The following is a 20,908-nucleotide window of genomic DNA, read 5'->3' on the forward strand; positions in this document are numbered from 1 at the left end:
TTGTAAGGATTTTTTCATGCCTCAGACGCCATCACCTTTAAGATATCCCGGTGGGAAAACATCCATTTGGAAAATGGTGTCTACAATCATAAAAGATAATGAGTTAGAACGAGGACACTACTGTGAGCCCTATGCAGGTGGATGTGGGCTTGCACTATCACTCCTTTTCAAGGGCTATGTCCATGAACTACATTTAAATGATATTGATAGATCTATTTGGGCATTTTGGAATGGCGTTTTACATCAAACAGATGCTTTAATTGAGAAGATTCTATTAACTGATGTCACTGTTGAGGAATGGTATAAGCAAAGAGAGGTTCAACTCAACAAGGAGCATTTTAGTGATTTTGATTTAGCTTTCTCTTCGTTCTTTCTCAATAGAACAAATAGATCTGGAATAATCTTAAAAGCAGGTATGATTGGTGGATTGAAACAAGAGGGTAATTATAAAATTGACTGCCGTTATAATAAGAAATCCCTAGTTGAGAAAATTAAACGTATTGAAAAATATAAGCATAGAATCCACTTATATAACTTAGATGCCTTAGACTTTTTAGATAAGACTAGTATTATCTTACCTAAAAATAGTATCTATTGTATTGACCCTCCATACTTTGAGAAAGGTCAGACATTATATACAAATGCATATGAAAAAAAGGATCATGAGGAAATATCAAAAAAAATTTTAGAATTAAATAGATCTTGGATTCTAACCTATGATAATGCGGAAGAAATTAAGACTCTTTATAGTAAAAATAAACAATATACTTTTAACTTGAACTATAGTGCAGCTGAGAAAAGAGTTGGGACTGAATTACTGATCATAAGTAAAAATTTAAAAATATCAGATGAGTTAAATGTGCAGAAAGTTAAAACTATTAGTTCAATGAATTCGAAACGTGAATCAAAACTACCAGTTTGTAAGATTTAATTTAAGTAAGAATATTTTTGAGAATGCTTATGAAAAGATAAAATATTATCCCTCAATCTATCATCTGAGAAAAATAGGCAATAAAAAAGCCCAAACCCTTTAGATTTAAGCTTTTAGGACTCTATGAGATACCATAGAAAGTAATCTTGGCGGTGAGAGAGGGATTCGAACCCTCGATACGCGCAAACGTATACACACTTTCCAGGCGTGCTCCTTCAGCCACTCGGACACCTCACCAAGGTGTGCGATAGTAACCAAAAAAATGCGGGCTGCCAAGTTGTAGTCGAACAGATTTGCAGAAAAACTTTTTAGCTAGTGATAAGATTGCGCCATATAACGTTCTAGTTTGAAGACGACATAATATGCAAAGTACTGCAAAAAAAGCCGCATTGCCCGCGATGACGCTGGCAGCATTAGGGGTGGTATTTGGAGATATTGGGACCAGTCCGCTCTATGCAATACGGCAATGCTTTGTCACGGGACATGTTGATATCAGTGAAGGATCGATTCTTGGTATTCTTTCACTGATCTTCTGGTGTATGAACCTGACCATCAGCTTTAAATATGTGTCGATGATCATGCGTGCAGACAACAATGGCGAAGGCGGGATTATGTCTTTACTGGCGTTGAACCTGCGTTCTAACGTATTCAGTAACAAGAATAAAATATTTCTGATTGCACTTGGCTTCATTGGTGCATCACTATTCTTTGGTGACGGGATTATCACGCCAGCCATTTCGGTACTATCGGCGATTGAAGGCCTGAGTCTGGTCACGCCTGCTTTAGATCGTTGGTTAGTCCCGATTGCGCTCGGTATCTTAACGGCTTTGTTTTTGGTGCAAAGACATGGTACCGCCACCATGGGGAAATTCTTTGGGCCGATTACCTTACTATGGTTCGCTTCAATTGGTCTCATTGGACTGTGGAGCATCATTCAGACGCCGTATGTATTGATGATGGTCAATCCTTATTGGGCACTGCATTTTGTCTATGATCAGCCGACAGTTGCCTTTATTACCATGGGTGCTGTGATCCTGACCATGACCGGTGGTGAGGCGCTTTATGCGGATATGGGGCATTTTGGACGTATGCCGATTAAACTGGCTTGGTTCATCGTAGTATTGCCGTGCTTGCTGCTGAACTATGCAGGACAAGGCGCTTTGCTGTTACGTGATGCCAAGGCGATTGAAAATCCGTTTTATTTACTGGTACCTGACTGGGCGTTATTCCCGATGATTGGACTGGCAACAGCCGCAGCGGTGATAGCCTCTCAAGCGGTGATTACGGGCGTATTCTCAATGGCCAATCAGGCGATGCAGTTACGTTATTTACCGCGTCTCACCGTGCACCACACCTCTGATGTAGAGCAAGGGCAGATTTATTTGCCATTCATTAACTGGGTGCTGTTTATTTCGGTGGTGATCCTGATTCTACTGTTTGAAAGCAGTGCCGAGTTGGCGAGTGCCTATGGTGTCGCCGTGACCATGACTATGCTCTGCGGTACCATTTTGATCTCGACACTGGCCTATGGTGTATGGCGTTGGCCTCTGTGGAAAGTGGCTTTATTTGCAGGTCCTTTCCTGATTATTGACCTGATTTTTGTGGGTTCAACCTCATTAAAAATTCTATCAGGCGGCTGGGTGCCAATCCTGATTGGTGTGGTGGTGTATACCATTCTAATGACTTGGAAACGGGGTCGTGAAATTGTTTACAATCGCATGGAAACCAATGCCTTACCGATTGAATTATTTATTAAAAGTATTGGCATGAGCAAGGAAACACAATATGTGCCAGGTGAAGCGATTTTCCTGACAGGTACGCCAAATATTGTGCCGCATGCAATGTTACATAACATTAAGCACAACAAGGTGCTGCACGAGCGTAATGTGATGGTGACGGTGTATACGCAGGATATCCCTTATGTGGCTGAAGCCGACCGCTTAAAAGTAGAAAAGCTGGATGAGCATTTTTATCGTATCTATGTTTATTATGGCTTCAAGGATCAGCCGAATATTCCAGTTGCACTGGAACAGGCCTATAAACAGCTAGATTTTGAATTCGATATGATGCAAATGAGTTTCTTCATTTCACGAGATCGTATTGTGCATACCGTGGGAGACGGCATGTCACCTTGGCGTGAAAAGCTGTTTATCTCGATGCAGCGTAATACCAGTCCAGTGAGTGACTTCTATCAGATCCCGACCAACCGTGTAGTGGAGCTCGGCAGTCAGATCGAAATTTAAGTTTAAATCGGTAAAAAAGGCACGCTAAAGTGCCTTTTTTATTGTCTGTTGAGCAAGTGTACAGATTTGCGACATAAAATGTCGTTCTCGGCTGAAACTCAATATACAGCAAGGCTTTGAGTTGTTAAGCTTCGCGTTCATATTGATTTTGATGTAGTTATGGCGAAGAAACCAACCAGAAAGGGTAAAACACCATTTGCTTTTTTGAGCCAGAATGTTGGAAAGATTATGCTGGCTGCGGTCGCGACAGGAAGTTTTGCGATTGCGTTTGGCAATGAAAAAATTTCTAAATTGATCCCGTTTCAGTCGAGTAATGGTGCCTGTTTAAAACAGTTCTATCGAGATGTCCCGCCTTTATTGAGCAAAGACAGTCTAAAAAAAGACAGTTATGCCTTGTGTTTTAATGACTTCAATGTGATGTATTCAGGAATTTCCAAAACGCCGTTATGGTCAGCCGAATACCTCACGCCTGAACGTTTAAGCATCAAAATCAAACGTGAAGACAATTTCCACGAAGAAACCCGTGTGCAACTGGTTCATCGTGCTTTGCTGTCGGATTATCGTGGTTCAGGTTATGACCGTGGGCATATGGCGCCGAACGGGGATATGAATAATACCGCAGCACAATATGACAGTTTTTCCTTAGCCAATATGGTGCCACAAGCACCTAAGAATAATCAGGAAGTATGGCGTAAATTGGAAGAAGCTGTGCGTTCGATGGTGACCAAACAGCATAAAGATGCCTATGTACTGACAGGCCCTGTATTTGAAGGCAAGCGTCTGAAAACCATTGGTAAAGGGGTGATTGTCCCGACGGCCGTGTATAAAGCGGTGTATTTACCAAAGCAGGGGATTATTGGTGCTTATTATGCCCCGAACAATAATTCGCTACAGGTCAAAGTGGTAAGTGTCTGCTATCTGGAAGAAAAACTAGGGATTAATTTATTTCCACAATTGACCGAACAACAGAAACGTAATGTCTATCAGCTTCCATTGTCTGCACAACAAGTGAAGCCAAATAAAGACATTAGTTATTCGCATTGGGATGGGCAAAGTCAATGTGCGGAAGAAGCCAAGACCGATGCCATTCAGGCTCAACAACGTCAATTTAGTTCACAATCCAGTGAGGCAACGGGCAATAAATTCCCGCAAATTGATGAAGAAACCAAACAGGTGATGATTAATCAGCTCATTAATGCACTGGTGCAGTATTTCTTACAAATGTTGCGATAAGAAACGCTTGCAAAGTCATTGTGCTTGGCCCATGTTGTTTTATAGACAACAATAATGAGGGGAAAAGATGTTTAAGCCTTTTGAAAATGGAGATGAGTCTTCAGCAATCTATGATCTGACCCTAGAAAATCAGGTCGATTGTGTAAGTTTATACGGCAATCTGCAAATTACGAAAGATCAGGCTGGTTTAAAAACTGCAAAGGCATTACAAAGCTTTATCAATGATGTGGTGGCGGCTTTGGAGAAACAGGAGTTGCCTGAGCAAATTGAACGCCAGCCAGAACAGGAAATTGAAAATCCATTTTTATAAATAAAAAAACAGCCGATAAAGGCTGTTTTTTTTATGGTGTGTTGGGAGCTTAGTTTTTCTCGCTGCCCACGACCTTGTAGATCACTGCACCGATAATCGCACCGATAATTGGTGCAACCCAGAACAACCAGAGTTGGCTAAGTGCAGCAGTTTCAGCAAATAAAGCAACTGCTGTACTACGAGCAGGGTTAACTGATGTGTTGGTCACAGGAATACTGATCAAGTGGATTAAAGTAAGCGCCAAACCAATCGCGATTGGTGCAAAACCAGCAGGCGCACGACGATCTGTTGCACCCATAATCACGATCAGGAAGAACGCCGTAAGAACAACTTCAATCAGGAATGCAGATGCAACAGAGAAATGGTTTGGAGAAAGTTCGCCATAACCGTTGGTTGCGAAGCCACCTGTACCTGCAAAACCTGCCTGACCTTGTACGATGATGTACAGAACGAACGCGGCAAGTGCACCACCAATGACTTGAGAAATAATATAAGGCACGAGGTCTTTGGCATCAAAACGTCCACCTACCCATAAACCAACGCTGACTGCAGGGTTAAAGTGACCACCTGAAATATGACCAAATGCATAAGCGCCAGTTAAAACAGTTAAACCAAAAGCAAGCGCAACACCTAGAAAGCCGATCCCAAGTTCTGGAAATGCTGCTGCAAGGACAGCACTACCACAACCACCAAAAACAAGCCAAAAAGTACCAAGAAATTCTGCTAAATATTTGTTCATTGTTATCACCAAACATGTTTTTAAAAAATAAAAAAGCAAGCATCCAAAAATTTATTATGGATATGTGTCAACCTAGTGAAAAAATGTGAACTATTTCACAAAGGTATATAGGCTCTTGTATAAAACGTGCAAGCAAAAGGGTCAGTTGTGAAACCGTTAGTTCATAGGTAATTTTATTAAGAATTGTAAATAGTGTTGTTGTTCCGCCACTGTTGCGGGGTTTGTCCTGTCCAGATTTTAAAAGCACGCTGAAAAGCGCTTTGTTCGGAATAACACAGCAGTAGCGCAATTTCCTGCAAACTGAGGTGCGGATCTTTTAAATATTCTGTTGCCAGCATAAAACGGACTTGCTGCACTCGTTCCTGAAAAGTGGTGCGTTGTTGTTGTAAATGGCGTTGTAATTGACGTACCGAAAGTCCTAGTTTTTCTGCGATAAAATCAAGCTGATATTGGTTTTTTTGCAGGCCTGTCAAAATGGCATGCTGTAAACGCTGATCCAGTTGGGTGGAGTTTGGCAGCTTGTCCAGCAAGGCTTGGGCTTGCTGTAACAGTAATTGCTGCAGGGTATGATCACCCGTACGTAACGGCTTAAATGCTTCGCTGACCGGAATCAGGAGTTGCGTTTTAGGCTGGTCAAAGCGGACTTTGCAGTGGAAATACTGCTCATAAATACTGATATTTTTAGGTGCTGGATTGACGAAATGTACTTCATGTAAATGAATGCTGTCGCCAGACATAAACAGTTTGAGAAATTGCACCATCAGCGCAATGGCAATTTCATCGGTCAACTGGGTTGGATGAGGTTCAGGCGCTTCCCAGCGAATCGAACCATAGGGATGTCCTAACTCGACCAGTAATGGGCTGCCATCATAAATCAGGCGATGGAAATCATGATAACGCGCTAAAGCTTCACCCAGATTTTCACAGGACAAGGCCAGATAGGCAATAATACCCAAGTGTTTAGGTTGCACATAAGCGGCAATATCCAGTCCTAAACCAGCTTTGGGGTGTAGACGGTTAAGGTCTTCCAACAAATCGCGCCAGATCACATAATCAAAGCGTTCCAGATTTTGAACTTGTTGTAATTGTTCAGGAATTAAAATATTTTCTGCTTCGCAATAGGCTTTTAGTAAATGCCCCAAACCACCAAAAACAGAGCCTGTATAGTTTTTGAGTTGCGACATCCTGTGCGCCTCTTATTCTGTCGTGTTTTGTCAATATAAATATATCGTATCGTCAATACTTCGCCTACAAAAATTTATATCTTTAATAAAAATAAGGAAACATTTGGAGAAAACCATGATTAAGGGTTTTATTGCAGGCTTGGCTGTAGCCAATGCATTTGAGTGGTTTGCACATAAATACATTTTGCATGGTGTACATCGTCCCGGTCAGCCACGTTACAGCCCTGTGCCAAAAAGCATGGAATCACATTGGGCACATCATCGTGAAGTGCGTAAGCAACAATTTTCAGATGATTGTTATGTAGAAGGCGTGGAGCATTGGCGCACTCGTAATGAAATCATGTCATTGGCTGTGGTCGCTGGAGTGGCGAGTATCGCGTTTTATCCCGTTTCAAAGGGAATGTCTCTGGCAGCGCTTTATAGTGCCGGCAACTATTATTATGTCCATCGCCGTGCCCACTTGGAACCCGATTGGGCCAAACGAACCATTCCTTGGCACTATGATCATCACATGAACTCAAATCAGGATGCCAACTGGTGCGTCACCCGACCATGGTTTGATTATGTGATGGGAACCCGTGTGGTCTCTTCAGCAGATTTAAAAGAAGCCAATCCATTAGGTCTGCCATTACCAGCAGCGTTGTCTAAAACCCTCACACAAGCGATTGAGTCCGTCTTTCCTGCCAAGTGGGTGGAGCACAAGCCGAAACTGGTCACAGCAGTGCAAGCAGAAGATGAACAAAATGATGCGGTCGCTTAGTGCTGAGAATCAAAGAGAAAGTATGGTTTATATAGGCAATGCATGACGAAGGAAAAGGGCTTTCGTCGTGAATTGTCAATAAAACTGGTTTTTAATGTCAATATTTCTGCATATTTAATCGCTAATTTAGCTTAAGCATGATATTCGACTGTATTTTGCTCAAAATGGATATGTTTCTGTTACCTTCTAGCGTTGTATAACGCAGTTTCTTGCCTTGCTCAGCAAGGTATTTTTTTGCCTGTAAAAATGTTCTCAATAAAAAACCTCTCAAGTGAGAGGTTTATTTGTTCTATCAATTATGAATCAGAGACGCATCTCAATGCCTTGTGCTGCAAGGAACTGTTTGGCTTCTGGAATGGTATGTTGACCAAAGTGGAAAATAGAGGCAGCAAGTACCGCGTCCGCACCGCCTTTTAAGATGCCGTCAGCCAAATGTTGTAAATTCCCTACGCCGCCTGAGGCGATGGTTGGAATATTGACACGATCATTGATCTGACGCATTAACGCGATGTCATAGCCTGCTTTGGTTCCATCGGCATCCATACTGGTAATCAGTAATTCGCCTGCACCAAAGTCTGCCATTTTTACTGCCCATTCAATCGCATCGATGCCTGTCGGTTTACGACCACCGTGAGTGAAAATTTCCCATTTATTTTCGCCAGTTTTTTTGGCATCAATCGCAACCACGATACATTGTGCGCCAAAGCGTTGCGATGCTTCCTGTACAAACTCAGGAGTAAATACTGCTGCCGAGTTAATACTGACTTTATCGGCACCTGCATTGAGCAATAAACGAATATCTTCAACTTTACGGACACCACCACCTACAGTTAAAGGAACAAAAACACTTTCTGCCATGCGTTCAACTGTACGGTATGTGGTGTCGCGTCCATGATGGGTAGCAGTAATATCTAAAAAGGTAATTTCATCGGCGCCTTGTTCGTTGTAACGACGGGCAACTTCAACAGGGTCACCTGCGTCACGAATATCAAGGAATTGAACGCCTTTGACGACTCGACCATTATCAACATCTAAGCAAGGGATAATACGTTTTGCGAGCATAAAATTTTCCAAAAAATCGCCAATAAAGAAAGGGGTGCTACACCTTCATGGAGGGAACGGGTATTCTATCAAACTTCACAGCTATTTTTTGCAGGTTTTCCATGTCGGTTTATACCCCGTTGAGTTTAGAAGAAGTTCAAGCCTTTGCCGAACCTTATGGTTTAGCAGTGATTGACCTGATTCCAATCCAAGGCGGTATTCAAAACACCAATTACTTTTTGGTGGATCAGTCACAGAAACAATATGTTTTGACGGTTTTTGAAGAGTTAGATGCTGAAGGGGCAGGCGAATTGGTGCCTGTGCTGGATTGTTTGGGGCAAGCGGGTGTGCCAGTGGCAGTGCCGTTAAAGCATAGTGGTCAGGCGATTCATAGCATTGCCGATAAGCCTGCACAAATTGCACCGCGCTTGATGGGCGAGCATCCTGAAGATGCCAGTATTGTGCAAATTCAGGCGATTGCACAGGCGCAGGCAAAATTGCATTTGGCCTTGCAGGGCTTTCCTTTAGAACGGGATTTTAATCGTAATCATCAATATTGGTCAGAGGTCGCAGCACAGCTTAAACCACAAATGAATGCGGATGATCAGGCTTTATTGGCACAGGTTTTTCAGCAGTTTGCACAGATCACGCAACAGCATCCAGATCGTCCTACCGGTTTTATTCATTCAGATTTGTTTAGAGACAATACCTTATTTGAAGGCGACCAGTTGCAAGGTATCCTTGATTTTTATGAATTGAATCAGGATGAATGGTTATTTGATATTGCGATTAGTATCAATGATTTCTGTACTGCTTATCCGCAAGCCCATCTTGATCAAGCGAAAGCAGATGCGTTCCTCGCAGCGTATCAACGCATTCGTACCCTGACTGAGGATGAATTGGCTTGTTTAAACATTTTCTTGGCGATGGCGGCTTGCCGTTTCTGGAGCATGCGTTTGCAGGTTGCCCAGAAAAATGCCGAGCATGGACGTACTGGCGATGATATTTTGCAAAAAAATCCGCTGGAAATGCGCATGATGTTGCAAGACCGTCTACAACGAATCACAGCTTAGGAAAGTATCATGCGAGATCAAGGTCGATTAGTTGAATGGTTTGATGATAAAGGCTATGGCTTTATTCAGCCCAATGACCCACAAAAACAACGTGTTTTTATTCATATTAAAGACTTTGCTCGTACGGGGCCACGTCCACTTATTGGTTGTGCGCTGGAATATGTGGTGATTCTGGATGAGCGCGGTCGCTATCGCGCTCAGCAGGCGGTGTACTTAAAAGCCTCGCAAGTGTTTGAGCATAAAGCCAAACCTGTAAAACCAACAGCCTCTAAACCTTGGTCAGCGATGCAAATTGCGATTGTGATTTATATCGTCTTTATGGTGATCGCAAGCTTTAGCAAATTGTTGCCGCCATATACCTTGTTATTTGTCAGTTTGATGAATGTCTTGAGTTATTGGCTTTATGCACAAGACAAAGAGGCGGCACAATTGGGCAACCGCCGTATTCCCGAACAGACCTTGCATATTGTGGACTCTTTGGGTGGATGGTGCGCAGGTTGGCTTGCTCAGCAAAAACTGAGACATAAAACACAAAAACAACCGTTTCGTAAGATTTATTTCTGTACCATTGTCTTCCATATATTGTTGATATGTTGGTTAATTTCTCCGCTCAATGTGTTTTACTAATTGAGGGAGTTTGACGCTGGAGATAAATAAAAAATGAATTATTCCGTTGATCAAGATCCAAATCGTACTTTGACTTTAGTGCTATATGTGCTTTATATCATTGCGATTTTTTCTGGTGGTTTATTGGCGATTATTGCCTTGATTATTAACTATGTAAAACGTAGTGATGTACAAGGTTCGATTTTTGAAAGCCACTTTACTTGGCAAATCCGTACCTTCTGGTGGTATTTGGCTTGGAATATTATTGCCTTTATTCCGTTCTCGTTCCTGTTTTTAACGGGAGATAATGGTACTGCCTTTGCGGGTGTGGCTATTTCTGCAACAACATTTGCTTTTGCGGTCATTTTTGGCGCATGGGTATGGATTGTCTATCGTGCGATTCGCGGTTTGATTGCGTTAAATGACAATAAGCCGATGTATCAGTAAGTCATAAGCATCCGAAGGCTGATTAGTTGGTTTTAATCAGCCTTCTTTTTTATAAAAATGATTAAGTTGTAAATTATATTTTTATCACTTTGATTGAATTGAAAAACGAAGAAAAATTTAAAAGAGGGTTTTAATGGATCATGTTGTTGATCAAAAGGCATATCGCGGTCTGACCTATGTTTTATATATCTTTTATCTTATTTCAAGCTTCACGGGCGGCTTACTCGCCATCATTGCTTTAATACTGAACTACATCAAACGTAAAGAGGTTAAAGGAACGCTACTCGATAGCCATTTTACTTGGCAAATCCGTACCTTTTGGTGGTGTTGCCTGTGGAATCTATTGACCCTAGCTGTATTTGCACTGGCACTATTTCATCAGGAACTCGGTATTCCATTTTCTGATGATCATGCATCTTCGGTATTTTTTATTGGGTTGGCATTTTTATTTGCAGCATGGGCTTGGGCGGTGTATCGGAGCCTTCATGGCTTATTTTGTTTATATGACAATAAACCGATGTATGACTGAGGTTGGCCTATGATTATTGAACATGTTTATTTGAATATTAAAGCTGAACAGAGCGACGCGTTTGAAGCGGCTTTTCATCAGGCAAAATCGATTATTTATCCGATGGATGGGCTAAATGCAGTTCAACTGATTAAGCATACCGCAGGCGATGGTCGTTATATTTTAATGATCTTTTGGGACAGTATTGAGCATCATACTGAAGGATTCAGGAAGTCGGCAGCCTATCAGGAGTGGAAAGCGCTATTGCATCCCTTTTATGATCCGATGCCTACGGTCGAGTATTACCAGCCATGCATGCTGCTGAAAAAGAAAGAACCACAGAATTAATTGAAAGAGAGCGAGTTAGCTCTCTTTTTTCTTTTCAAAGAACTTAAATTTTAATTCGCTGACCAAAACACCCAAAACCACCAGTAAGCCACCGAATAACGCGAGCAAAGGTAAGCGTTCTCCTGCAATGCGTCCAATCACACCTGCCCAGACGGGTTCGCCTGCATAAATAATGGCAGCGCGTGCAGGATCAACCATGCGTTGTGCCCAGTTCATGACAAACTGGATTAAAGCGCTGGCGAGTCCCAATGCGACAGCAATGATGACCAGCCCCCAAGAAAAAGGTGGAATGCTATGTTCACCGACCAGCGGCATACTGGCAAAGGACAAAAGAGATGCGACCATCAGTTGCACAACAGTGACTCGTCTCAGGTTGACCTTTCCTGCAAAATAACCAATCAGGATAATCTCGAGTGCAATCACAAAGGCACAGGACAGCGTCAGCATTTGTCCATAATTTAAATCAATGCTGGAAAAACCATTGCCTGTTAAAAATACCAAACCTGTAAATGCCAAGGCTGTACCGACCCAAGTCATGAGTGAAGGTCGTTTCTGAAAAATGGCCCACATCAGGATGGGAACCAAAGGCACATATAGCGCCGTTAAAAATGCCGATTCACTACTTAAGATGGTTTGTAGACCAATGGTTTGCGTACCATAACCAATTGCAATCATCAGGCCGATGGCTGCACCCGCCAGTATTTCCTTAAAGGTTAAGCCTCGCATCGACTTTATTGAGATCAGGAAAATAGCCAAAGCGGCAACCGCAAAACGGCAGCCCACAAAAAACATCGGGGTACTAAAGTTCAGTGCATATTGCACGGCTAAAAAAGTACCGCCCCAAATCATGGTAATAAAAATCAGGGCAAATTGTGCGGCTTTAGGAGACTGGGATAAGGAGGCCAAAACAACGATCCTAAGAAAAGTGCAATATAATGCACATATTGCATTAGTTGGTCGATGTGTGCAATATATTACGCAAGTTTTATTTTTTATCATTGTGGTTTATGAATCCATCCGATACTGTCCTGACCCATGTAGGAAAAAATATCCGCCATTTTCGGGATCAGGGCCATTTAAGCCAACAGGAACTAGCAGATCGGGCAGGGGTCAGTCGCCGTACCATTGCGGCCTTGGAAACAGGTCAGGTCAATATAAGTCTGGCGAAATTGGATGCAATTGCGGCAGTGCTGGGAATTGATTTCAAGCGTATCGTCAGTGCACCTGAACTGGGTGAATCGGAAATCGTAAATACCTTGGCTTGGCAAGGAGAGCATCCGACCAGTCATGCCACACTGTTAGCTTCAGTTCCAGCGTATACACAAGTTGAGTTGTGGACGTGGTCATTGGCTGTTGGTGAGATTTATCATGCGGAAGCGGATCAAAAGGGCTGGCGAGAACTCATTTATGTGCTTGAAGGCGAGTTAAGTCTGGAATTTGAACAGGAAACACGAGTTGTTCAGGCAGGCGACTCTATTCTATTTGAAAGTTCGATTCGTTATTGTTATGCCAATCGAGGCACACAGCCATTAAAATTCATTCGTAATGTGCTGTATTAAATCAAAAGAAGTTATCTGGGCAGATAACTTCTTTTTTATGCAAAATTAAAGACGGTTGTCTTCATCGAGCAATAATTGTGCTTCACGAAGGTTTAAGGTGCCTTCGTAAATTGCGCGGCCTGTGATCGCACCTAAAATACCTTTTTGGCCTTTTAAGTTGCGTACATCATCAAGGTTGGTCACACCGCCAGACGCAATCACTGGTAAGCCAGAATAGTCTGCCAGATTGACAGTCTGCTCAACGTTAACACCTTGCATCATGCCATCACGGGCAATATCGGTATACACAATGCTTGATACGCCTGCATCTGCAAAACGTTTCGCAAGATCAGTCGCCTTGACGTCAGTAATATTGGCCCAACCATCAGTTGCTACCATGCCATTCATGGCATCGATACCGACAATAATACGACCTGCAAAACGCTTACATGCTTCTTCTACAAACTCAGGCTCTTTAACCGCCTTAGTTCCGATAATGACAAAAGAAACACCAGCTTCTAAATAATGCTCGATGGTTTCAAGTGAACGGATACCGCCACCGATCTGGATTGGCAGTTCTGGCTGTGCACGTACAATCGCTTCAACCACAGGTTTATGAATCGGCGTGCCGGCAAAAGCACCATTTAAATCGACTAAATGTAAACGACGTGCGCCTTCATCCACCCAATGTTGTGCAGTTGCCACAGGGTCATCAGAGAAAACAGTATCGTCTTCCATACGTCCTTGTTTTAAACGGACACATTTACCATCTTTCAGGTCAATTGCTGGGATGATTAGCATACACCGCTCCTTGCGTCATCATAGAGTTTAAATTATTAGGGGCTTGTTGAACGTCCCTCTATGATTGCGACAAAGAAGGCAATTTAGCCTACAACGCAATGCATTTCTGAATGTTCAGCGAGCCCTATATTAGCAAAGTATTGATCAATCTCTAAGCCTTGTCTGTTGATCCTTCAAGTATTTTCATGATTTGTTGTTGTAATTGTGGTGTGAATCGGTGTTGCTGGTAAAGTTGTTCAAATACTAGCAGTGCTGCATAAGCGTCCGCTGCAGCATAACTGATTTGTTGAGGACTAAGACGTTTCACGGCCCAATTTGAGGTACTGATCTTTTTACTTTTGGCAAAATAACGCTGGAATAGTAGGGCGATCGCGGTTTGTACACCGACTTGGCTGCGATAACCAAAACTTGCAAAGCTTTTGGAAAGTTCAATCAATGACGTGGGCTGGATATCTTTGCCGCGAAAAATATGTGCATCATTTTTAAGTCCAAAACCGACTTTGAGTTGCTGTTCATTTTCCAAAATGGGTTTTAAAAATGACAAAATTTCAGCACTGACTTGGAAAAGATAAACGGTATCGTAGGTTGCAAGCTGGATGACGTGTGGCCCTGTCGATTTTTCCCCGACTTTAAAGGTCGGTTTCGATTCACTGTCAAAACCGAAGACTTGGATGGAACTGAGTTGATCTTGCAGGGCCAAGCATTGTTCAAGCGTTTGAATGACAATAATTTTGTCTGAAGCAATGTTTTCAAAGGCAGGTAAGGCACGTATTTGTTCTTTGCTTAAAGGCGCTACAGCGTGTTGAGGTGTGTCCATCTGCATTCAAAACTCAAGTCATTTCTATGAGCTTAAAGGGTTTTATTGAAATAAAAAAGCCAAGTCGAAACTTGGCTTAGCAAACATGACGTATTTATTTAGCTTGGTTTATCTGTTGCTCAATCTGAGCTTGCTTTCTTTGCACATATTCCTGATATGCAGGAACTGCACTGCCCACTAAGGCAAAAATGACGGCAAGTGGAATAATCACAATATAAATCCAGCCCAAGACTTTTTCCCAGCCAGTAGTTGCACGTACAGAACCAAATTTATTTGGCCCTTCTGTTCCTTTGGCACAGAGCAGATAAATAATGAAAATGAAATTTACAAAGGGGACAAGGGCTAATAACGACAACCAACCCGTTTGATTCCGATCATGTAGACGACGAATGGTAAATACAAAAGAGAAATAGAGGAACACGATATAAAGAATGATAAACAGGACAATTGCGAGGATTGGATAATCTTGCCCTTGTTCGAGATTGTCACCAGTCACGAGCACAGCGCCAAATGCCAAGACAAAAATGATAATCACTGCGGCGATTGAACTTAACAATGTCCAAGCTGCATATGAAAGCCGACCAAACCGGCCTTTAGCACTTAGTGGATGATCCGCGTTTTGAGTTGATGAATTCATTGTTATTCCTATTTAAGTGTTTTTATGGGATTGTAAAACTTAAAAAATGTATTATGCCTTAGAATATTAAAGAAATTTTTTAAATTAATGCTTAAATTATTTTATATATAACAGATCAAGTCATAACAAAGGACTTGATCTGTATGAGTGAAGCTTAAATTGTCCATTCCACAAAGTTTTTTAACAACTGTAAACCAGCGGTATGACTTTTCTCTGGGTGGAATTGTGTTGCGAACAAATTGTCTTTATGAATCGCCGTACAGAAGTTCACGCCATAATCACAGGTTGCTGCCGTGACTGCTGCATCTTTTGGCTCAACATAATAACTATGCACAAAGTAGAAACGCGCATCTTGTTCAATGTTGTTCCACATTGGATGCTCTGGATCAAGCTGATGTACCTGATTCCAGCCCATGTGTGGCACTTTTAAATTCGGAATTTCAGGGAAATGTTTAACCACACCATCGAAAATGCCGAGCGCATCAACACCACCATTTTCTTCCGAGCTTTGTAGCAGCGCTTGCATACCTACACAAATTGCCAGAACAGGTTTATTGAAGGCTGCTTGACGCACCACCTCATCAATCCCTGCTTCACGCATACCTTGCATGCAATCACGCATTGCGCCCACACCTGGAAACACAATCTTATCAGCTTTGGCAATCAGTTTAGGATCGTTGGTCACGTCCACTGTTGCACCGACATGCTCTAGCGCTTTTGCCGCAGAGTGTAGGTTGCCCATGCCATAATCAAGTAAAGCAATACGTGTCATTACAAGCTACCTTTGGTTGAAGCAATGGTATTTTCAGCACGTGGATCAACCTCACAGGCCATACGTAATGCACGCGCCAACGCTTTAAATACACTTTCAATCTGGTGGTGGCTATTTTTGCCTTTCAGGTTATCAATATGCAGCGTCATCAGTGCATGATTGACAAAGCCTTGGAAAAATTCCGAGAATAAATCGACATCAAAGCTACCAATGCGCGCACGGGTAAATGGAATATCCATAAATAAGCCAGGGCGACCAGACAGATCAACCACCACACGAGATAGTGCTTCGTCTAAAGGTGCATAAAAATGCCCATAACGACGTAAGCCTTTTTTATCACCTAAAGCTTGGGCAAAGGCTTGTCCCAGTGTGATTCCGCAGTCTTCAACGGTATGATGGTCATCGATTTCCAGATCACCATCGCAATGAATGTCGATATCAAATAGACCATGACGCTTGATTTGATCAATCATATGGTCTAAAAATGGAACTCCAGTGTTGAGTGTGCCTTGACCAGTACCATCGAGATTGAGACGAACTCGAATTTTTGTTTCGTTGGTATTTCTTACCACTTCACTGATACGTTGCGTCATGGACACGTTCCTCAAAAAACGTCAAAAATGATTGAATTAAAAACCAATAGTTTCGCTGTGACGAAAAAGTGACAGCATCATAGTTTGCTCAGGAGGGTTAATCAATGCCTATTACCGTACATGCTTACAGTTCTCTGGAAGATTCAGGAATTCGTACTCAGCTAGAGCGACTTTACGATACCAGCCCAGAGTTTGGTGACGGGCAAGATGCAATGGAACAACTTGAACAAAATCTACAGCAATATACCACAGTTTACACTGCTGAATTTAACACCAAAATTATAGGTGCAATTTGGGCGACAGGACAAGGTGAAAGCCGTGTTCTGGAATATATTGTGGTACATCCAGCCAATCGCGGCCGTGGTGTTGCAGAACGTCTGGTTGAAGAGGTTTGCCGCATGGAAGAAGCGCAGGGCGTGCAACAGTTTGAACCAGGTTGTGGGGCGATCCATCGTTGCCTGTCGCATCTCGGTAAAATCTAAAAAGCTGCCTTAAAATTATGCTTTGTAGCAAAATTAAGCGCTTAAACGAAAAATCCACAAATTTGCTTGACGGGCTTAGACAAACATTGTTTAATACGCCCACTTTGGCGTGATAGCTCAGTAGGTAGAGCAACGGATTGAAAATCCGTGTGTCCCCAGTTCGATCCTGGGTCTCGCCACCATAAATTTGTATTTTCAATCCCTGATCCCATCAGGGATTTTTTTTTATCTCAAAAAATGATTGCGTGAAAAATGGGCAATCAAATCAAAAGCTCATGATAATTATTGACTATTGGGCCGAGATACGGCTTAATACACCCCATTGGCGTGATAGCTCAGTAGGTAGAGCAACGGATTGAAAATCCGTGTGTCCCCAGTTCGATCCTGGGTCTCGCCACCATATTCAAAAAGCCTCAAACGAAAGTTTGAGGCTTTTTTTATTGCTTCAATATTTTGCTATATTGAGGTTAAGTAGAAGAATTGAAGAATAACATCGCATGAAAGATCTGTTTTCGGCGCAAAGTGAACTTTATCAACAGGCGCGACCAACTTATCCACAATCGCTCATAGATAGCTTAATTAAGCAGCTTAAAGGTTTTGATTGCGCATGGGACTGTGGTGCAGGTTCAGGACAATTAACGCGGCTGATTGCGCCGTATTTTCAACAGGTGATCGCAACTGATTTAAGCCAGAACCAGCTCGATCAGGCGCCGGCTTTGAGTAATGTCAGCTATTTACAGCAAGCTGCGGAGCAGTGCACTTTTCCAGATCATCATTTTGACTTGATTACCGTTGCGCAGGCGATTCACTGGTTTGACTTTGAAAAATTCTACGCACAAGTGAAGCGCACGCTCAAACCAGATGGTGTGATTGCAGTGATTGGTTATGGCTTGTTAGCGCTTGATGACGCGCTTTTGAATGATCGGATACGACAACTTTATTCTCAGACCTTACACGGCTTCTGGGATGCAGAGCGGCGCTATATTGATGAGCATTATCAAACGATTCCATTTCCTTTTGAGGAACTTCCAATGCCACAGTTTCAGATTGAACTATGTTGGACAGGACAGCAGTTGTGGGATTATCTCAATACTTGGTCTGCGATAAAACATTACCAAGATCAAATGCGAGTCAGTGCTTTAGCAGATTTACAGGATATCGTGCTGATCCAGCAACCGATGCAGGTCACTTTTCCTATTCTGCTGAGAGTGGGGCGGCAAAGTATTTAAAAGGCTGATAATAAAAAAAGCATGCCGAAGCATGCTTTTTGATGAAGAACCAAGGAGATATTAAGCTGATTTAGCAATATCTACAGGTGCTAACATATGACCTGTCTCTTCAAAGTTGGCATGCCAAGACAATGCTTCACGCAGAATATGTGGCGTATGGCCGCCACGTTCGCAAGCACGGTCAAAGTAATCGTTGAGTGCACCTTGATAAAGTGGGTGTACACAGTTGTCGATAATCACACGCGCACGTTCACGTGGTGCCAAGCCGCGTAAATCAGCTAGACCCACTTCGGTGACCAGAATATCAACATCATGTTCATTATGGTCGACATGGCTGACCATTGGCACGATCGATGAAATATCGCCACCTTTGGCAATGGATTTGGTTACGAAGATCGCAAGGTGAGCATTACGGGCAAAGTCACCTGAACCGCCGATACCATTCATCATTTTGGTACCACAGACATGCGTTGAGTTCACGTTACCGTAAATATCAAACTCAAGCGCAGTATTAATCCCGATAATCCCTAAGCGACGTACGATTTCAGGATGGTTGGAAATTTCTTGTGGACGTAACACCAGCTTGTCTTTGTATTTTTCAAGATTGCCAAAAACACGTTCGCCACATTGTGCTGATAAAGTAATTGAGCTGCCTGAAGCGAACTTCATTTTGCCTGCATCAATCAATTCAAAGGTACAGTCTTGTAGTACTTCTGAATACATTACCAGATCTTCAAAGTTTGAATCTTTAAGACCCGTTAAAACGGCATTGGCAATTGAACCAATCCCTGCTTGTAATGGACCTAAGTTCTTCGCTAAACGGCTTTCAGCCACTTCTTTTTCAAAGAATTTAATTAAGTGATTCGCAATACCTTGAGTTTCAGCATCAGGCGGGGTCACGGTAGATGGAGAATCTGCGGTGTCATTCAACACAATACCGACGATTTTCGCTGGATCGATTGGAATTGCAGTTGAGCCAATACGGTCATCCACTTTTGTTAATGGGAGTGGGGTACGTGTTGGACGGTAAGTCGGGATATAAATATCGTGCAGACCTTCGAAGTTTTCGCTGAGAGATGTATTGATTTCAACAATCACTTTTTCTGCAAAAATCGCAAAGCTCGCAGAGTTCCCTACAGAAGTGGTTGGGACAATATGACCTTCTTCTGTGATCGCAACCGCTTCAATCACCGCTACATCTGGACGTTTGAGTTGCTGGTTACGCATTTGCTCAACGGTTTCAGATAAATGCTGGTCAATAAACATCACTTCGCCGTTGTTGATGGCACGACGTAAAGTATTGTCGACCTGAAATGGCATACGACGAGCAAGTACACCTGCTTCCGTCAATTGCTTGTCTAAGTCATTGCCGAGGCTTGCACCAGTAATTAACGTAATTTTTAACGGACTTTTCTTGGCTTGTTCAACCAATGCCTGAGGAACAGCTTTTGCCTCACCTGCACGGGTAAAACCGCTCATACCTACCGTCATATCATTTTTAATAAAGCTGGCAGCCTGTTCTGCACTCATCACTTTGTCGTGTAGAGCTGCAAGGCGAATACGACTTAAAGACATCATCCATTCTCAATTTTGCTTTTCATTGGGTATGGATTTTAGCGCTAAAACATGAAAAGTGAATTGAAATAAGGCTAAGGTCTAATACAGCTGCATACGCTTTATGCACTTATGTTTCAGCCTGATTTTTAGATACGAGATAGTTGCTTGAATTTAGAAGAAAAAAGATAAATGTGGGGTGAATAAATCAAGTTGTAACAAGTGTATCGAATGGATAGAAAGTCGCCGATTTTGTGGTGATTAAATAGGCGACTTTAGTCTAAATCAACAGAATTTATGCGATTGATTCAGCATTTTGGTTTAGAAATGCCCTGTAAGAGTCTGCTTGATCTTATCAATGGCATTATTCGGTGATTCGGTTGCTGGTGCAGCCGTTGGAATAGGGAGAGAAATCACCACTTCTAAACCGCCTTGTTCGCGATTACGAATATTGATCTGGCCTTGATGGATGTCGACAATACGTTTCACAATCTGTAGGTTTGATTTTTTAGGATGTTTTAGTTGTGAGATAAGCGGTTTCTATTTAAAAAATCTTTTAAAATTAAAAATTAGTTTTTTATAGATATTTAAATTAAGCTTAATATTTTATTTATTCTCTCAATACACCCAGAGATAGGTAATTTTTTAATTGAATTAATAATTAATGGATTACCTTTTTTTGAACAAGTGCGAAACTATATAAGGCTATTCTTTTAATTTTCTTATTAATAAACTGGCTTAATATGAGTTATATTAACTAATCTTTTTGCAGCAAGAATTAGCTTTATGTTAGGTTGAGCTAATATGCAAGAATAAAGAAACTTATCTGTAATATTTTAATGAAAGCAGAAATGTAAATAGTTTTAGGGGTTATTAAAATGAGTAAAAAACATATTTATCCATCGATTCCAGTTGTCTTATTATCAATAATGTTAACAGCATGTGGGGGCGGCTCGGGGAGTAATTCATCGACACCGACACCGACACCGACACCGACACCGACACCGACACCGACACCAACACCAACACCAACACCGACACCAACACCGACACCAACACCGA

General features: G+C 42.1%; 23 protein-coding genes, 3 tRNA genes and 2 pseudogenes. 16 read left to right on the plus strand and 12 right to left on the minus strand.

Annotated features, from left to right (window positions below; all coding sequences use genetic code 11):
• Positions 1-16 precede the first annotated feature (16 nt).
• The gene (locus PJ15_RS09470; protein WP_052138587.1) at positions 17-931 is read left to right on the plus strand and encodes a DNA adenine methylase; all 915 of its coding nucleotides are present in this window, start codon (positions 17-19) and stop codon (positions 929-931) included.
• A gap of 147 nt (positions 932-1,078) precedes the next feature.
• Here the strand turns inward: PJ15_RS09470 and PJ15_RS09475 are convergent.
• Positions 1,079-1,168: transfer RNA gene (locus PJ15_RS09475), tRNA-Ser, on the minus strand.
• A gap of 125 nt (positions 1,169-1,293) precedes the next feature.
• Here PJ15_RS09475 and PJ15_RS09480 point away from each other — a divergent pair.
• The 3 genes from PJ15_RS09480 to PJ15_RS09490 all read left to right on the plus strand — a co-directional run bounded on the left by PJ15_RS09480 (position 1,294) and on the right by PJ15_RS09490 (position 4,717).
• Positions 1,294-3,174: a potassium transporter Kup gene (locus tag PJ15_RS09480; RefSeq protein ID WP_004776165.1), complete on the plus strand. Its 1,881-nt coding sequence runs from the start codon at positions 1,294-1,296 to the stop codon at positions 3,172-3,174.
• 159 nt (positions 3,175-3,333) lie between these two features.
• Complete coding sequence (locus PJ15_RS09485) at positions 3,334-4,407, plus strand: DNA/RNA non-specific endonuclease (RefSeq protein WP_047430182.1); 1,074 nt, start codon at positions 3,334-3,336, stop codon at positions 4,405-4,407.
• A 67-nt stretch (positions 4,408-4,474) separates the two neighbouring features.
• Positions 4,475-4,717: a hypothetical protein gene (locus tag PJ15_RS09490; RefSeq protein ID WP_004776160.1), complete on the plus strand. Its 243-nt coding sequence runs from the start codon at positions 4,475-4,477 to the stop codon at positions 4,715-4,717.
• A 49-nt stretch (positions 4,718-4,766) separates the two neighbouring features.
• Here the strand turns inward: PJ15_RS09490 and aqpZ are convergent, their stop codons facing one another.
• Together aqpZ and PJ15_RS09500 are read right to left on the minus strand one after the other, a co-directional pair.
• Positions 4,767-5,456 (minus strand): aquaporin Z, encoded by a 690-nt coding sequence (gene aqpZ / locus PJ15_RS09495; protein ID WP_004776159.1) that lies wholly within the window; start codon positions 5,454-5,456, stop codon positions 4,767-4,769.
• Between the two features lie 176 nt (positions 5,457-5,632).
• Positions 5,633-6,640: an AraC family transcriptional regulator gene (locus PJ15_RS09500; RefSeq protein WP_047430185.1), complete on the minus strand. Its 1,008-nt coding sequence runs from the start codon at positions 6,638-6,640 to the stop codon at positions 5,633-5,635.
• A 115-nt stretch (positions 6,641-6,755) separates the two neighbouring features.
• Here PJ15_RS09500 and PJ15_RS09505 point away from each other — a divergent pair, with 115 nt between their 5' ends.
• The gene (locus PJ15_RS09505; RefSeq protein WP_047430188.1) at positions 6,756-7,400 is read left to right on the plus strand and encodes a sterol desaturase family protein; all 645 of its coding nucleotides are present in this window, start codon (positions 6,756-6,758) and stop codon (positions 7,398-7,400) included.
• Between the two features lie 303 nt (positions 7,401-7,703).
• Here the strand turns inward: PJ15_RS09505 and hisF are convergent, their stop codons facing one another.
• Positions 7,704-8,462: an imidazole glycerol phosphate synthase subunit HisF gene (gene hisF, locus PJ15_RS09510; RefSeq protein WP_004776152.1), complete on the minus strand. Its 759-nt coding sequence runs from the start codon at positions 8,460-8,462 to the stop codon at positions 7,704-7,706.
• 101 nt (positions 8,463-8,563) lie between these two features.
• Here hisF and PJ15_RS09515 point away from each other — a divergent pair, with 101 nt between their 5' ends.
• The 5 genes from PJ15_RS09515 to PJ15_RS09535 all read left to right on the plus strand — a co-directional run bounded on the left by PJ15_RS09515 (position 8,564) and on the right by PJ15_RS09535 (position 11,423).
• Positions 8,564-9,514 (plus strand): homoserine kinase, encoded by a 951-nt coding sequence (locus PJ15_RS09515; RefSeq protein ID WP_047430191.1) that lies wholly within the window; start codon positions 8,564-8,566, stop codon positions 9,512-9,514.
• Positions 9,515-9,523: 9 nt separating this feature from the next.
• Positions 9,524-10,141, plus strand: a complete 618-nt coding sequence (locus PJ15_RS09520; RefSeq protein WP_047430195.1) for a DUF1294 domain-containing protein — start codon at positions 9,524-9,526, stop codon at positions 10,139-10,141.
• A gap of 33 nt (positions 10,142-10,174) precedes the next feature.
• Positions 10,175-10,567: a DUF4870 family protein gene (locus PJ15_RS09525; protein ID WP_004776149.1), complete on the plus strand. Its 393-nt coding sequence runs from the start codon at positions 10,175-10,177 to the stop codon at positions 10,565-10,567.
• 133 nt (positions 10,568-10,700) lie between these two features.
• The gene (locus PJ15_RS09530; RefSeq protein WP_047430198.1) at positions 10,701-11,096 is read left to right on the plus strand and encodes a DUF4870 family protein; all 396 of its coding nucleotides are present in this window, start codon (positions 10,701-10,703) and stop codon (positions 11,094-11,096) included.
• 9 nt (positions 11,097-11,105) lie between these two features.
• Positions 11,106-11,423: an antibiotic biosynthesis monooxygenase family protein gene (locus tag PJ15_RS09535; RefSeq protein ID WP_004776144.1), complete on the plus strand. Its 318-nt coding sequence runs from the start codon at positions 11,106-11,108 to the stop codon at positions 11,421-11,423.
• Positions 11,424-11,438: 15 nt separating this feature from the next.
• Here the strand turns inward: PJ15_RS09535 and PJ15_RS09540 are convergent, their stop codons facing one another.
• Positions 11,439-12,272, minus strand: a complete 834-nt coding sequence (locus PJ15_RS09540; protein ID WP_411800814.1) for a DMT family transporter — start codon at positions 12,270-12,272, stop codon at positions 11,439-11,441.
• 158 nt (positions 12,273-12,430) lie between these two features.
• Between PJ15_RS09540 and PJ15_RS09545 the strand changes: the two genes are divergently transcribed.
• The gene (locus PJ15_RS09545; protein ID WP_005260072.1) at positions 12,431-12,982 is read left to right on the plus strand and encodes a helix-turn-helix domain-containing protein; all 552 of its coding nucleotides are present in this window, start codon (positions 12,431-12,433) and stop codon (positions 12,980-12,982) included.
• Between the two features lie 45 nt (positions 12,983-13,027).
• On the opposite strand, the gene hisA is transcribed toward PJ15_RS09545, so the two are convergent.
• The 5 genes from hisA to hisB form a co-directional block, all read right to left on the minus strand.
• Positions 13,028-13,762 carry a 1-(5-phosphoribosyl)-5-[(5-phosphoribosylamino)methylideneamino]imidazole-4-carboxamide isomerase gene (hisA, locus tag PJ15_RS09550; protein WP_004776138.1) on the minus strand — a complete coding sequence of 245 codons (735 nt, stop codon included), beginning with the start codon at positions 13,760-13,762 and terminating at the stop codon, positions 13,028-13,030.
• 151 nt (positions 13,763-13,913) lie between these two features.
• Positions 13,914-14,585: a 3'-5' exonuclease gene (locus PJ15_RS09555; protein WP_047430204.1), complete on the minus strand. Its 672-nt coding sequence runs from the start codon at positions 14,583-14,585 to the stop codon at positions 13,914-13,916.
• A gap of 88 nt (positions 14,586-14,673) precedes the next feature.
• Positions 14,674-15,216, minus strand: coding sequence for a DUF805 domain-containing protein (locus PJ15_RS09560; protein WP_047430208.1), 543 nt, complete (start codon positions 15,214-15,216; stop codon positions 14,674-14,676).
• 154 nt (positions 15,217-15,370) lie between these two features.
• Positions 15,371-15,988, minus strand: coding sequence for an imidazole glycerol phosphate synthase subunit HisH (gene hisH, locus PJ15_RS09565; protein ID WP_047430211.1), 618 nt, complete (start codon positions 15,986-15,988; stop codon positions 15,371-15,373).
• Positions 15,988-16,581 (minus strand): imidazoleglycerol-phosphate dehydratase HisB, encoded by a 594-nt coding sequence (gene hisB / locus PJ15_RS09570; protein WP_004776131.1) that lies wholly within the window; start codon positions 16,579-16,581, stop codon positions 15,988-15,990. The genes hisH and hisB overlap by 1 nt, the downstream gene beginning before the upstream one ends.
• Before the next feature lie 104 nt (positions 16,582-16,685).
• On the opposite strand from hisB, the gene PJ15_RS09575 reads away from it, so the two are divergent.
• The 4 genes from PJ15_RS09575 to PJ15_RS09590 all read left to right on the plus strand — a co-directional run bounded on the left by PJ15_RS09575 (position 16,686) and on the right by PJ15_RS09590 (position 18,292).
• Positions 16,686-17,063, plus strand: coding sequence for a GNAT family N-acetyltransferase (locus PJ15_RS09575; protein WP_004776129.1), 378 nt, complete (start codon positions 16,686-16,688; stop codon positions 17,061-17,063).
• Between the two features lie 106 nt (positions 17,064-17,169).
• A tRNA-Phe gene (locus tag PJ15_RS09580) sits at positions 17,170-17,245 on the plus strand.
• Positions 17,246-17,387: 142 nt separating this feature from the next.
• Positions 17,388-17,463: transfer RNA gene (locus PJ15_RS09585), tRNA-Phe, on the plus strand.
• A gap of 97 nt (positions 17,464-17,560) precedes the next feature.
• Positions 17,561-18,292 carry a class I SAM-dependent methyltransferase gene (locus tag PJ15_RS09590; RefSeq protein WP_047430214.1) on the plus strand — a complete coding sequence of 244 codons (732 nt, stop codon included), beginning with the start codon at positions 17,561-17,563 and terminating at the stop codon, positions 18,290-18,292.
• Between the two features lie 60 nt (positions 18,293-18,352).
• On the opposite strand, the gene PJ15_RS09595 is transcribed toward PJ15_RS09590, so the two are convergent.
• Positions 18,353-19,867, minus strand: coding sequence for an acetyl-CoA hydrolase/transferase family protein (locus PJ15_RS09595; RefSeq protein WP_047430217.1), 1,515 nt, complete (start codon positions 19,865-19,867; stop codon positions 18,353-18,355).
• Positions 19,868-20,167: 300 nt separating this feature from the next.
• A pseudogene (locus tag PJ15_RS18545) lies at positions 20,168-20,344 on the minus strand (two-component sensor histidine kinase); the annotation flags it as partial.
• 380 nt (positions 20,345-20,724) lie between these two features.
• On the opposite strand from PJ15_RS18545, the pseudogene PJ15_RS18615 reads away from it, so the two are divergent.
• A pseudogene (locus PJ15_RS18615) lies at positions 20,725-20,908 on the plus strand (hypothetical protein); the annotation flags it as partial.

Source organism: Acinetobacter sp. neg1, from assembly GCF_000788125.1.
In the GTDB taxonomy this organism is placed as follows: domain Bacteria; phylum Pseudomonadota; class Gammaproteobacteria; order Pseudomonadales; family Moraxellaceae; genus Acinetobacter; species Acinetobacter vivianii.